Source organism: Mesorhizobium sp. J8 (assembly GCF_016591715.1).
In the GTDB taxonomy this organism is placed as follows: Bacteria; Pseudomonadota; Alphaproteobacteria; order Rhizobiales; family Rhizobiaceae; genus Mesorhizobium.
In genome coordinates, this window is record NZ_AP024109.1 from 5,427,511 (window position 1) to 5,441,138 (window position 13,628).

Sequence of the window (13,628 nt, forward strand, 5' to 3'; positions counted from 1 at the left end):
GGTTATTTGGAGAAGCGCTGCACGAGCATGGCGATGATGATGATGACGCCCTGAACCGCGGCAACGAGGTATTCGGAGACGAAGTCTGACAGCACCATCAGGTTGGCGATCAGCTCCAGGATCACCGCTCCGGCAATCGTCCCCCAGATCCGTCCCTTGCCGCCGCGAAGCGCGGTTCCGCCGATGACGACCGCGGTGATGACCTGCAGTTCCCAAAGCTGACCTGTCGTGGGGGTGGCCGCGCCGAGCCGCGGCACGTAGCAGATGGCCGCGACGGCGACGCACACCCCTTGGATGACATAGGCCACCGTGCGCGTCTTGATCACCGAGATGCCGGAGTAACGGGCCACGTCCTCGTTGGCGCCCACGGCTGCGCATTTGCGGCCATATTTGGTCTTGTAGAGAACGAAGGCGCCGAGCACCGCGACGATTACGGAGATCAGGATGGGGATCGGAATCCCGCCCAGGGTGCCGAAATAAACCGGCCGGTATGCTTCGCGCAGCGACTTGTCGATCGGGATGGTGCCGCCGTTGGTCATGTAGGTGATGAGCGCCCGGAAGATGCCCATCGTGCCGAGCGTGGCGATGAACGGCTCTATCTTGCCCACGGTGACGATGACGCCATTTGCCAGGCCGCAGAGCAGCCCAGTCACGACCGCGATCGCCATCCCTGCTGGGATAGCCCAGAGGCCGAGGCTCGGCGCCATCATGTTCATGAACATGATCGTGATCCCGGCAATGAAGGCGACCATCGAACCCACGGACAGGTCCAGTCCGCCCGATGAGATCACGAACGTGGCGCCGACCGCGATAATGGCGATATAGGCGCTGCGCGTGATCACGTTGCTGAGGTTTGTCGCGGAGAGGAAGTCCGGATTGACCAGGAAGCCCAGCGCAAGCAGCGCGGCAAGGGCAAGGAACGGCCCCGCATCGGCCCAAGAGAACTGGTACCGCCGCTCGTTCCGCGCCGGCACGGACTGGGTAAGCGCTGTCACTTCATTCCTCCCTGGGCGACGTGCGCGCGCTCGCTGGTTGCGAGCAGCGCTATCTGGCTCTCGGTCATCGTTTCACCCGAGACTTCGCCGCTGATCCTGCCCTCCCGCATGACGATGATGCGGTCGCAGATACCCACCAGTTCCTGCATTTCCGAGGATATGACGATGCAGGCTTTGCCCTGCCTGACGAGGTCCTGGATGAAGCCGTAGATCTGCGCCTTGTTGGCGATGTCGATGCCACGGGTCGGCTCGTCGATGATGACGACGGACGGGTCCGTCAGAAGGACCTTGGCGAGCAGGAGTTTCTGCTGGTTGCCGCCGGAGAGTTGTCCGGCCCTCGCGCCGAGGCTCTTCAGCCGGATGTCGTAGGTGGCGACCGCCTGCGCCAGGGCCTCGGCCTCGCGGGCCCGGCTCACGACGAGGCCGGGATGGAAGCTGGCGAGCGCCGATAAAGTGAGATTTGGCCCAAGCCGCTCCTGCAGCAGCAGTCCCTTGCCCTTGCGGTCCTCGGTCAGATAGGCGATGCCGGCATCCATGGCTTCGCGCTGGGAGCGTATTCGTACCGGAGCGCCGTTGAGTTCCACCGTGGCGGTTCCGGGCCGAAGTCCCAGGATCCCCTCGAACAGTTCCGTCCGTCCGGCGCCGATCATCCCGGCGAAGCCCAGGATCTCACCTTTGTGCACGCTGAAGGATACGCCCCGGACAAATCCCGGAACCGTCGCATTCAGGACGCTCAGCATTGGCTGACTTGTCCGCGTCGCCTGCTTTTGAGGATAAAGGGCGTTGAGTTCGCGTCCCACCATCAGCCGCGCCATGTCGATCTGGCTCAGCGTGTGGCCCGGATAGGTGCCGATCATCTTGCCGTCGCGCAGCACGGTCACCTTGTCGGCGAGCCGTTGCACCTCGTCGAGCCGATGGCTGATGTAAAGGACAGCGATGCCCCGCGCCTTAAGCTCGAAGATGATGGCGAGCAGGCGCTCGACCTCGCCGCCCGTCAGCACCGCCGTCGGCTCGTCGAAGATGACCACGCGATGCTCGTCGAGCAGCGCGCGGGCTATCTGCACCATCTGGCGATCCGCCAGCGAAATGTCGCGCACGAGAGCCGTCGCCGGAACCTCGCAGCCCAGCTCGGCGAGCTTTGCCGCGGCGAGCCGGCGCATGCGGGCGTCGTCGACCATGACGCCCTTGGTGAGCTCACGACCGAGAAAGAGGTTGTCGGTGACCGTCAGCGCTTCCGCCAACAGGATTTCCTGATGAACCAGCGCGATGCCGGCCGCCTGGGCCTGGTCCGGCCTGGTGAAGCGCACCTGCCGTCCGGCCATGGACAGCGCGCCTTGGGTCGGCTCGATGTAGCCGGAAAGCAGCCGCATGAACGTCGACTTGCCGGCCCCGTTCTCGCCGACGACCGCATGGATCTCGCCGGGCAGGATATCGAGCGTGACATCCGACAACACGGTGACGGTGCCGTACTGCTTGGACACGCCTTCGGCGCGCAAAACAGGTGCGACCGGCAGCGCGTCGCTCGACGCGGCAACGCGATCTGTGTCAATGCGGGCGGCGATGGACATAGGACCTGTCACTCGAAGGCAGGCAGGAGCCGGTCCCGCGAGTTCTCGATGTGGACGCGCATCGCGTCCGCGGCGCCGCTTGCGTCGCCCGCGGCGAATGCGGAGAGGATCGCCTCGTGCTCGTCCAACGCTTCTTCAGTGACCCGCGAGTGGTACATCAGGCGGAAGATATGGAAGTGGGTATGCTGGTGGCTCAGCGTCTCGCGGATGAGCTCGTTCTGCGCGAATTCCATGATCTTGTCGTGAAAGATCGCGTCCTGCCGCGCGAAGTTGGAATAGCGCAGGCGCTCGTCCTTCCCCACCCGCCGGGCCATGACGCCCGCCGCTTCCTGCAAGACCGCGAGGCGCTCTTCATCCAGCGCCGCCGTAGCCTTGGCGGCGGCAGCGGGCTCCAACAGAAGGCGAAGCTCATAAAGCTCATCGAACCGGCGCCGCGTGATTTGCGGGGCCGCGCGATAGCCGATCAAATGGGTCTTGACGACCAGGCCCTCGCCCTCCAACCGCCCGAGCGCTTCGCGAATAGGCGTGTGTGAAACGTCGAATTCCCTGACGAGGTTGTCGACTGTAATGCGCGATCCCGGCGGAATCTTCAGCGACATCAACTGCGCGAAGATCGCTTCGTAAACATCGCCCGCCAAGCTGTTGGCGCGCTGGATGCGGCCGCTTGAGCGAGCTTCGGTTTCAACCGTCAGATCGGGATTTTCCATCGGATACCTCTTGACAGGAGCAAGCCCTAACATGATGCTCCGGCCAATTCAATAGGATATCCTATACGATTTTATAGAGGATATGAACGGATGAAACCTCTCGCTCGCATTCAACGATGCGGGCACGAAAGTCGACAACGCACCGGCCTCCGAACTGAAGGCCACTCACCCGATGCACACGACACTTTCCATCAGTCCCTTTCGAAAGATCTCAGTCCATGACCCTTTTTGCAGCCGCGCGCCTGCCGCGCGAAATCCTCTTCGGCAAAGGCCAGCGCCATGCGCTGCCAGCCATTGCCAGCCGATATGGCCGGCGCGCATTCATCTGCACGGATGAACGGCTTGCCGGAACGTCCGAGTTCATCGAGATGCTCGATCGGCTGAAGGCTGCCCGGATCGACACGCTCGTCTATGACCGCACCTTGCCGGATGTGCCGCGTGACAGCGTGGGCGACTGTATCGCCGAGGCGAAGGGATTCGGTCCGGACATGGTGATCGGCGTCGGTGGCGGCAGTTGCCTCGACATGGCCAAATGCGCCGGGCTGCTCATCAGCCATGGCGGCCAGCTCCAGGATTACTATGGCGAGTTCAAGGTGCCGGGCCCTGTCCTTCCCCTTATCGCGGTGCCGACCACGGCCGGCACTGGCTCCGAAGTCACTCCCGTCGCGGTCATCTCCGATCCGGAGCGGACGCTCAAGGTCGGCATCTCCAGCCCGCATCTCATCGCCGCGGTCGCGTTGTGCGACCCCGACCTGACGGCGAGTTGTCCCCCATCGCTCACAGCCATTGCCGGCGCCGACGCGCTCACCCATGCGATCGAAGCTTTCACCGCGGCAAAACGCGGCGCAGATGCCGACCTGCCGCAACGCCATGTCTTCGTCGGTAAAAGCGCGCTGACCGATCATTTCGCCCTTTTGGCGATCAGGCTCCTGGGCCGCAGCCTCGAAGCAGCCTATCGCGACGGCTTCAACGAGGACGCGCGCGCCGATGTCATGATGGGAGCATTGGCCGCCGGCTGCGCCTTTGGCACCGCGGGAACGGCGGCTGCGCATGCGGTGCAGTATCCGGTCGGCGCGCTCACGCACACGCCGCACGGCCTGGGCGTCGCGACGATGCTTCCTTATGTGATGCACTACAATCTGCCCGCGGCAACCTCCGAGATCGCGGAAATCGGCATTGCGCTCGGCCTGCCGCGCAAGGACGGCGATGCCGATCAGCTGGCCGATGCCGCGATCACGGAAGTCGCGCGACTGTTCAACGCCATCGGCATCACACGAACGCTGGCGGAGCTCGGCCTTCCCGAGGAGAAGATCGACTGGACGGCGGAACAGGCGCTCGGCATCGACCGGCTGATCAAGAACAATCCCCGCCCCTTCGATCTGCCCGCAATGCAGCGCCTGGTCAGGGCTGCCCATAGCGGCGACATGTCGGTCGCGACGATGTGACGAAGGGGCCCGATTCCAATGAATGTTTCCCAGACACCAGTCGATCAGGATCCTGACATGTCCGAATACATCCCGTTCTCGCAAGGCATTTACATCGGCGGGAAATGGCGCCCCTCCTCCGACGGCCGCGTCATCGAAGTGGTCGACCCGTCGACCGAGGCTGTAATCGCCGCGGTTCCGGACGCGACGCTCGCCGACGCCGCGGCGGCGGTCGAGGCGGCGGCACAGGCAGCGGCCGGATGGCGCGAGACCCCGCCGCGCAAGCGCTCGGAGATCCTGAGGCGGTGCTTCGAACTGATGACCGAACGTGCCGAGACCTTGGCCGCGTTGATTTCGCTGGAGAACGGCAAGGCCCTGCGCGATGCGCGCGGCGAAGTCGCCTATGCGGCCGAATTCTTCCGTTGGAACGCGGAGGAAGCGGTTCGCATCAGCGGCGAGTTCGGCCTTGCGCCGTCGGGCACGAACCGGATCGTGGTCGACTATCAGCCCATCGGCATTTGCGTTCTGATAACGCCATGGAATTTCCCGGCGGCGATGGCCACGCGCAAGATCGCGCCGGCGCTTGCCGCGGGGTGCACCGTGATCCTGAAGCCCGCCAGCGAGACGCCGCTGACGGCTTACGCGCTTGCGGCCCTCTATGAGGAGGCCGGCGTGCCGCCCGGCGTCGTCAACGTCATCACCACCTCGAAACCAGGGCCGGTGACAGCGGCCATGCTGGCCGACGCGCGGGTGCGGAAGCTGTCTTTCACCGGCTCGACCGGCATCGGCCGCGTGCTTCTGGCCGAGGCGGCGAAACACGTCATTTCCTGCTCGATGGAACTTGGCGGCAATGCGCCGTTCATCGTGCTCGACGACGCCGATCTCGAGGCGGCGCTCGACGGCGCGATGATCGCCAAAATGCGCAACGCCGGCGAGGCCTGCACCGCGGCCAACAGGCTCTACGTCCAGGCGGGTATCCACGACGCGTTCGCGGAAGGCCTGCGCAAGCGTATGGCGGCGCTCGCCGTCGGCCCGGGCACGGACACGGACACCGAATGCGGGCCGATGATCACCAGGAAGGCCGTGGACAAGATTGATCGGCTCGTCCAGGACGCAGTTGCCCGCGGCGCAAAGATCCTGTGCGGCGGCGCGATCGCTGAAGGCAAGGGATTTTTCTACCCGCCGACGGTCTTGAGCGACGTGCCGGCCGACGCCGCAATGGCTCATGAGGAGATATTCGGTCCCGTGGCGCCAATCAGCCGCTTCGAGGATGATGCGGAAGTCATCGCAAAGGCGAACGACACCGAATATGGCCTCGCCGCCTATATCTACACGCGCGATCTTGCCAAAGGCATGCGCATGGCATCGAAGATCGAGTCCGGCATGATCGCGCTCAACCGCGGTCTGATGTCCGACCCTGCCGCGCCGTTCGGCGGGGTCAAGCAGAGCGGGCTTGGGCGCGAGGGCGGCCAGAAGCACGGCATAGCCGAGTTCATGGAGGCGAAGTATATCGCCGTGACGATCTGATGAGACAGATGGCGAAAGATCCATTCCGCACGCGCGATCACGTCCCGGAGTTCGACGATATCGTCGCCGAGATCCGCCGCAGAAGCGAGGAGGTTCGGGCGAAAATCCCCATGGTCGCCGACGTGGCGTACGGGGCGGATCGCGCTGAAACTCTGGACCTATTTTTCCCGGAAGGCAGGCGCGATCGGCTGCCGGTGCATATCTTCATTCATGGCGGCTACTGGCGCATGTTCTCCAAGACGGACTATTCCTACGTCGCGGAGCCTGTAGCCAAAGCTGGAGTGATCGCCGTCATCCTGGGCTACGCCCTGATGCCGGCGGTGAGGATGGCCACGATCGTCGACCAGATACGCCGCGCCAAGCGCTGGGTGGATGAACACATCGAAAGCCACGGCGGCGACCCCGGCAGGTTGACCGTTAGCGGCCATTCCGCCGGGGCGCACCTCGCGACGATGCTCTTCGACGACGCCAGCCGGCCATCGGGTATCAAAGGCGCGCTTCTGCTCGGTGGCATCTACGATTTAAGGCCGTTGCAGGAGTCGTTCCTCGCGCCTGAGATTGCTATCACCGATGAGGAGGTTGAGCGGTTCTCTCCGATCAACCATAACTTCGATCCGTCCGTGCATGTCGAGCTTGCTGTCGGCGCCAATGAAACGCTGCCTTTCCATCGGCAGGCCGCGACCTTCGCCGAAAGGCTCCAGATGCAGGGGCTGGTCGTCTCCCGCACCAGTCTTGCGGCGGCCAACCACATGAGCAGCGTTCGCGACCTTGGCGTGGCCGGTACCCAGGCCGAGCGGTTGATGGCCAGTCTGCTGGGCAGGTGAAGGTCAATCGTTGGAGCGACAGCTTTCGAAGCCCAAATCGAGGTTAATTGAATTCGCCGTGGCGGCGTCCTATACGTCGCCGATGGAAACCCTAGCCGACGCCCAGAAAAACATAGCTCCGCTCTCCGGCGGCAAGCCTCATGCCGGGCGGGCAGCGCCGTTCCTGCCGATGAGCCGCGCCGAGATGACGGCGCTCGGTTGGGATGAATGCGACATCGTGCTCGTCACGGGCGATGCCTATGTGGATCATCCGAGCTTCGGCATGGCCATCATCGGCCGCCTGCTCGAAGCCCAGGGTTTTCGGGTCGGCATCATCTCGCAGCCCGACTGGCAGTCGGCCGAGCCGTTCAAGGCGCTGGGTAGGCCGAGGCTGTTCTTCGGCGTCACCGGGGGCAACCTCGATTCCATGGTCAACCGCTACACCTCGGACCGCAAGCTGCGCCATGACGACGCCTATACGGCGGGTGGCGAAGGCGGCAAGCGACCGGACCGCTGCACGATTGTCTATACGCAGCGCTGCCGCGAGGCCTACAAGGACGTGCCGGTCGTGCTGGGCGGCATTGAAGCCTCGCTGCGCCGCATCGCCCATTACGACTACTGGTCCGACAAGGTACGCCGCTCGATCCTGGCCGACGCCAAGGCGGATCTCTTGATCTACGGCAATGCCGAGCGCGCCGTCGTCGAGGTGGCGAACCGGCTTGCCGCCGGCGACACGCCGCGCGATCTCGATAGCATCAGGGGCGTCGCCCTGTTCCGCCGCGTGCCCGAGCACTTCACCGAACTCCATGCCGACGATCTCGATTCCGCCGACGAGGGCGCCAGCCGCAAGCCCGGCGACATCGTGATCCGGCTGCCGTCTTTCGAGCAGGTCGAGGGCGATCGCGATGCCTATGCCCGCGCCTCGCGCGTGCTGCATCGCGAAGCCAACCCCGGCAATGCCCGCCCGCTCGTCCAGCGCCATGGCGACCGCGACCTGTGGCTCAATCCGCCGCCCATCCCGCTGACCTCCGACGAGATGGACGCCGTCTACGACCTGCCCTACGCGCGTGCCCCGCACCCGTCCTATGGCGATGCCAAGATCCCCGCCTGGGACATGATCAAGTTCTCGGTGACGGTGATGCGCGGCTGCTTCGGCGGCTGCACTTTCTGCTCGATCACCGAGCATGAAGGCCGCATCATCCAGAACCGCTCCGAGGGCTCGATCCTGCGCGAGATCGAGAAGATCCGCGACAAGACCCCCGGCTTCACCGGCGTGATCTCCGATATCGGCGGACCGACCGCCAACATGTACCGGATGGCCTGCAAGGACCCCAAGATCGAGGCGGCCTGCCGCCTGCCGTCCTGCGTGTTTCCCGACATCTGCCCCAACCTCAACACCTCGCATGACGACCTGATCCGGCTCTACCGCAAAGTCCGCGAGGTCAAGGGCGTCAAGAAGGTGATGGTCGCCTCCGGCGTGCGTTACGACCTGGCCGTCAAAAGCCCCGAATATGTCAAGGAACTGGTGACCCACCACGTCGGCGGCTACCTCAAGATCGCGCCCGAGCACACCGAGCGCGGGCCGCTCGACAAGATGATGAAGCCCGGCATCGGCACCTATGACCGCTTCAAGGAGATGTTCGACGCAGCCGCCAAGGAAGCCGGCAAGAAATACTATCTCATTCCGTATTTCATCGCCGCCCATCCCGGCACGACCGACCAGGACATGCTGCACCTGGCGCTCTGGCTGAAGAAGAACCGCTATCGCGCCGACCAGGTGCAGACCTTCCTGCCTTCGCCCATGGCGACCGCAACGGCCATGTATCATACCGGTGTCAACACGCTGAAGGGCGTGAGGCGCGGCGCGACCGACAAGGTCGAGACCGTTCGCGGCGGGCGGCAGCGCCGTCTGCACAAGGCCTTCCTGCGCTACCACGATCCCGACAATTGGCCGCTGCTGCGCGATGCCTTGAAGGAAATGGGGCGCGCCGACCTTATCGGCCCTCGCCCCGACCAGCTCGTGCCCGCCCACCAGCCGCCCGGAACCGGCAAGGCCGCCGCCACCAAGCGCCCGGTGCGCCCCATCGGCAGAGGGCAGAGGTTCACCACGAAGGGCGTGCCCTTTCCAAAGAAGTGAGGCGATAGGGGCCGGTGGTCTCTCTGTAGCGCGCCGTCAGCATAGCTGACCAGCCGAGTGGCGGTTCGAGCTAGCAGATCTGGCTTCGATGGCAACTCGGCGCCTCATGTCGGTCGTAGCGGCGAACCTTGCCTTCGCTCAGGAGCAGACATTCCGGTGGCTTTTTTTGCGCGTCGTGCGATTCGACTTGGTGCCGGTCGGGAGCGACATTGTGACGTCATGGCAGAGATCGCTGTCGAGCCGGAGACTGGGCGGGCATAACACGTGAAGTTTATGTTGTTGAGGAACACCCACCAGACATTGTGTGGCGCAGTACCTCGCAGCTACAAGAAGGACCGTCAAGGCAACTTCGAGTTGCTCTAAACGATCAAAGGCTGTGCGGTGAAGCCGGATATAGAAGATCGCGTAATTTCTCTTGGCAGTGGGCTAGCTGCGATTCCTGAGCGCCTTCTTTTAGCCCATGCTCGTGGCGAAGTCCTATTCATTTGTGGCGCAGGGATTTCGAGACCTGCAGGACTTCCTGATTTTCGTGAACTCGTAGTCGACATGTACGCGCGTCTGGACACTGGCGTTCATGCCGTCTTGGCAGGTTTGCCCGCTGGCGTGTGTAACCAGTGGCAAGTCGATTGTTCTGGCTTGACCGAACGCCAGACGGCTGAAGTTAAGCGGTTCATTGTCGGCGACTATGACGTTGTCCTGGGCATGCTTGAACGGCGTCTTGACGATCGAACCCGCGGTGACAGCCAAGTCAGGCGTGAAGTCGCTGCACGTCTCCGATCCGGCGCCAACGATCCTGCGCCGATTCATCGGGCACTCATGCGCCTCGCAGACCGAGGCGGGGTCAGGACCATTGTCACCACGAATTTTGATCTGCTACTCGAAGTAGCATCTCAGCGGCTTCGATCGCCCGTCCAAACCTATGCATTGGGTTCTATACCCAGGCCTTCTAGGCAGATGGATTTCTCGGGTGTGCTTCACATACATGGCGCTCTGGACAAAAACCTGTCTCGTTTTTCCGAGCTCGTGTTGTCGGATCAGGATTTCGGTGAATTCTACCTGCGGCGGCGAGTCGTGCCTGATTTCATATACGATGCGGCCCGCCTCTTTCACCTTGTCCTGGTCGGATATAGCGCAAACGATCCACCGATGCGTTACCTGCTGAATGCAGTGGCTGCCGATGGCAGTCGCTTTGACGACTTAAAAGAGCGGTTCACCTTCTTCGGCACAAACGCGCCCGATCCAGTATCATTGGAGGACTGGAAGGCGCGCGGGATCACGCCGGTTCACTACGACTCCAATGGCAATCACAATGCGTTACTGGAAACGCTTGACCGATGGTCTGAACTGTCGGCCATAAATGGAAGGAAAGCAAAGATCGACGCGGAGCTTCGCCGCATCGTCAAGGCAACCCGGGCGGCAGCCCCAGAACCTGATCGCGACTTATATGATCACCTTTTTCGCCGAAGCAATGCAAGCGAACGGGTGCGGTTAGCATCGCTAGTATCTGACGCGAAGGCGGACATTGGTTGGCTCGATGCCATCGTGAAAATCGCTAGTGAAAAAGAGCGGGGGCGGAAATCATGATCCGACCCTGGGCCTATCTCGACCCGCAGGATCGGGACACGTTCCGAGCAACGATCGCATTTCTGCACAAGCGCTTAGCAGAGCAAGGTACGATCAACTGGGCACTGAGCCTGGGACCGGATCAGCGTGTTGAACGAATTGCCGTTGAAGACTTGCTGAACAGTCCCGGCGCGCGGGACTTGCAGGAACCCTGGGCAACTGCTTGGCGCTTGGTCGAAGAAAGCTGGTCCTCCGGTTATTCCGAGAGAGATGATGGAACGGCGATCTATGGCATCCAGAAGCGCCTGCGTGCCGGCGATCGTTCTGGTGCGGTTGTTTCCGCCGTCGTGAATCTTGTTGCTCCGCGCCTCAAAGTGGAACCGATTGATTCCTGGCGCTGGCAATTTGTCAAGAAGCCGCGGTCCCCTAAGTCTTTCGAACATCTCCTTTCTGCGAGCCTGACGAGCGGCGATCTAATCGATCTGAAATTGCTTCAACTCGCCAACGTATCAGACATCCAATTCCTAAAGTCGGTAGCCAGTGCTCTTGAAGCCGCAATTCTGCACGGCCTCGATATCGCTCGACGGCTCGGATGGGATGGGCAGCGGCGCTTGTGGCAGCTCGGAGATTTGGGGAGGGTCTACTACGTGACCTCTGCCGCGCAGGCTGGCCAAAGCAAAGACCCGGATTCCTACCATCACGGGATCGCCCCCTCCGTAAAGCTCCTCCATGCCGTTGTCGCGCGGATTGCTGAACTAGACCCAGACGCCGCGCGGCCATTTCTGATGCGATGGAGCCTGGTTGACTCCCCGGTGCACGTTCGCCTGTGGGCTGCCATGTCTCGGAACTCGCAGTTGACCTCGGCTGAGCAGGTCGGGTCCTTCCTCGTAAGGCTCGATGATCGCAAGTTCTGGGACTTGCATGTGTTTCCCGAGATCGCTGAGCTTCGGGCAACGCGTTTTGGCGATCTGAATCAGAGAACCCAAGAAGCCATTACCGAACGCATCCAAATCGGTCCTCCGCGGGATCATTGGCCAAAGAAGGCTGAGGCGGCAAAAGTCAAGAACGCACGCCTCTACTGGTCTGTTCGCGAGCTGAAGCGTATAGAGGTGGCGGGTGGCCAACTGCCACCAAGTTCGAAGTCATGGCTCGACGCACGAATCCCGCAATTTGCCGATCTTGCCGAGATGACAATCGATGCAGGTTTTCCGGAGGCGGCAACCGCAAGGTGGATTCCTCCGAACCCCGACGATCGGTACAATATCGTTGAGGGGGTACCGCGTCTGCGCGCGCTTGAGACGGCGCTTTCAACGAGCCGCGGCGGCTGGGATGACGACCCCGCTGAACGGGCGAATGATTGGCTGCAACAACCTGAAAAGGCAGCACTTGTCCTCGGAGATTTCGAAGCCGCAGGGAATGGCGTAGATGACTTCCCCAGAGTCTGGAACCGTTTCGGTTGGGCACATTCTCCAAATTCGCCAGAACCTGCGGGCGCGGCGCCACGTGATCTTCAGAGCGAGGCAGTAAGAGTCCTAGCGCTCCTGAACCAACTGTCGGAAGAGACGCTATCAGCGTCGATAGAAGGCATCAGTGCTTGGCTGGACGCGTGGAAAGAGCAGATCGTCTCCAAACCGCTGGGATTGCCCGTGTGGTTGCGAACTTGGCCGATTGCCGTTGAGGCAACCAATATCAGGCCAGAGAAAGGCGATGATGCCAATCTCAGCGTCACTGCCCGTTCCGTGGACGACGATCGGGAGCCGATGGATCTCGACACGCTCAACACGCCCGCTGGAAAACTTGTCGGTGTTTTCTTGGCGGCATGCCCAACTATCACGCCCGATTCACAGGCATTTGCTATTGGCTCGGTTGAAAGACAGATGCGCGATGTCGTGATTGCATCAACCGGGCGAAGCGGACTGATCGCTCGGCATCGCTTAATCGAGGCACTGCCTTACTTCCTCCATGCTGACCCGGACTGGACACAGGAGCATCTGATTGTCCCGCTACTGAACGACGACGGGGCGTCGCTCGCGCTCTGGCGCGCTATTGCTCGGCGTACCCATTTCACCGAGGTCTTGAAGATTATCGGCGGCGCAATGGCGGAGCGAGCGACAGATCGCCGGCTAGGGCGGGAGACGCGGCGAAGCCTGGTGTTCAGCATCGTCATCGAGTCGCTTCACGCTTTCCGTGAGGGGCGGGAATCCGCCGTACCCAATCCGCGGATTCAACAAATGTTGCGCACACTTGATGACGAGGTTCGCGCATCGGCGGCGAGCGCGATCCAGCAATTCGTCCGCGATTTGTCCAAGAAGGTTCCCGAGGAAGGCCGGCCTGAGGGCGAAGAACCAGACAACGCAGCTTCCGCTGCGGCACTGTTCCGGTCCGCAGCTGCGCCCTTCCTTCGCGACGTTTGGCCACAAGAGCGCTCACTCGCAACTCCAGGCGTCAGCGGCGCACTTGCCGATCTTCCCGCCACCTCAGAAGAGGCTTTCGCCGAAGCTGTTGACACTATCGCACGCTTCCTCGTGCCCTTTGAGTGCTGGTCGATGCTCAACTACGGCCTCTACGGCGACGAGGGCGAAGCGAAGAAGCTCGCGATCATCAACGACGAGGACAAGGCAAGAGCATTGTTGCGATTGCTCGATCTCACCGTGGGAACTTCGGAGGGCGCCGTCATTCCCGACGATCTCACCGATGCGTTGGATCAGATTCGGTTCGTAGCGCCCTCTCTTGCCGATGAACCTGCCTTCCGGCGCCTCTCCACCTCCGCTCGTCGTTGAACCGTGTGATTGCCAGAAGCCGTCGGTCTGCTCTCGGCCCCATTCAGGCCATTCAAAGACTGGATCGAGAACTGCTTTGAGTGGCCACTCGGCAGCCTCGAGCATTAGCCCGGTTGGCTGGCCA

Annotated in this window: 9 protein-coding genes; 6 read left to right on the forward strand and 3 right to left on the reverse strand. The window is 62.3% G+C overall.

What is annotated here, in order from left to right:
* Positions 1–2: 2 nt before the first annotated feature.
* From MJ8_RS26060 to MJ8_RS26070, 3 genes are read right to left on the reverse strand one after another with little or no spacing between them, the layout of a single operon-like run.
* Complete coding sequence (locus MJ8_RS26060; protein WP_201411502.1) at positions 3–995, reverse strand: ABC transporter permease; 993 nt, start codon at positions 993–995, stop codon at positions 3–5.
* A complete protein-coding gene (locus MJ8_RS26065; protein ID WP_201411503.1) occupies positions 992–2,563 on the reverse strand; it encodes a sugar ABC transporter ATP-binding protein in 1,572 nt (523 codons plus the stop codon). The genes MJ8_RS26060 and MJ8_RS26065 overlap by 4 nt, the downstream gene beginning before the upstream one ends.
* Positions 2,564–2,571: 8 nt before the next feature.
* Complete coding sequence (locus tag MJ8_RS26070; RefSeq protein WP_201411504.1) at positions 2,572–3,270, reverse strand: GntR family transcriptional regulator; 699 nt, start codon at positions 3,268–3,270, stop codon at positions 2,572–2,574.
* Between the two features lie 218 nt (positions 3,271–3,488).
* On the opposite strand from MJ8_RS26070, the gene MJ8_RS26075 reads away from it, so the two are divergent.
* The 6 genes from MJ8_RS26075 to MJ8_RS26100 all read left to right on the forward strand — a co-directional run bounded on the left by MJ8_RS26075 (position 3,489) and on the right by MJ8_RS26100 (position 13,504).
* Positions 3,489–4,715, forward strand: a complete 1,227-nt coding sequence (locus MJ8_RS26075; protein WP_201411505.1) for an iron-containing alcohol dehydrogenase — start codon at positions 3,489–3,491, stop codon at positions 4,713–4,715.
* Between the two features lie 57 nt (positions 4,716–4,772).
* Entirely contained in the window at positions 4,773–6,221 is a 1,449-nt protein-coding gene (locus MJ8_RS26080) for an NAD-dependent succinate-semialdehyde dehydrogenase (protein WP_412177075.1), read from the forward strand.
* Between the two features lie 8 nt (positions 6,222–6,229).
* Complete coding sequence (locus MJ8_RS26085; protein WP_201411507.1) at positions 6,230–7,045, forward strand: alpha/beta hydrolase; 816 nt, start codon at positions 6,230–6,232, stop codon at positions 7,043–7,045.
* 82 nt (positions 7,046–7,127) lie between these two features.
* Entirely contained in the window at positions 7,128–9,161 is a 2,034-nt protein-coding gene (locus MJ8_RS26090) for a YgiQ family radical SAM protein (RefSeq protein ID WP_201415590.1), read from the forward strand.
* Positions 9,162–9,542: 381 nt separating this feature from the next.
* On the forward strand, positions 9,543–10,745 hold the full coding sequence (locus MJ8_RS26095) for an SIR2 family protein (protein WP_201411508.1): 1,203 nt from the start codon (positions 9,543–9,545) through the stop codon (positions 10,743–10,745).
* A complete protein-coding gene (locus MJ8_RS26100; protein ID WP_201411509.1) occupies positions 10,742–13,504 on the forward strand; it encodes a hypothetical protein in 2,763 nt (920 codons plus the stop codon). Before MJ8_RS26095 ends, MJ8_RS26100 begins: the two co-directional genes overlap by 4 nt.
* The last annotated feature ends 124 nt before the right edge of the window (positions 13,505–13,628 follow it).

Excerpts from the sequence above, each read along its gene's own strand:
- MJ8_RS26070 (WP_201411504.1), bottom strand. The coding sequence starts at position 3,270 with ATGGAAAATCCCGATCTGACGGTTGAAACCGAAGCTCGCTCAAGCGGC.
- MJ8_RS26080 (WP_412177075.1), top strand. The coding sequence starts at position 4,773 with ATGTCCGAATACATCCCGTTCTCGCAAGGCATTTACATCGGCGGGAAA.
- MJ8_RS26100 (WP_201411509.1), top strand. The coding sequence starts at position 10,742 with ATGATCCGACCCTGGGCCTATCTCGACCCGCAGGATCGGGACACGTTC.
- MJ8_RS26075 (WP_201411505.1), top strand. The coding sequence starts at position 3,489 with ATGACCCTTTTTGCAGCCGCGCGCCTGCCGCGCGAAATCCTCTTCGGC.
- MJ8_RS26085 (WP_201411507.1), top strand. The coding sequence starts at position 6,230 with ATGGCGAAAGATCCATTCCGCACGCGCGATCACGTCCCGGAGTTCGAC.
- MJ8_RS26090 (WP_201415590.1), top strand. The coding sequence starts at position 7,128 with ATGGAAACCCTAGCCGACGCCCAGAAAAACATAGCTCCGCTCTCCGGC.
- MJ8_RS26065 (WP_201411503.1), bottom strand. The coding sequence starts at position 2,563 with ATGTCCATCGCCGCCCGCATTGACACAGATCGCGTTGCCGCGTCGAGC.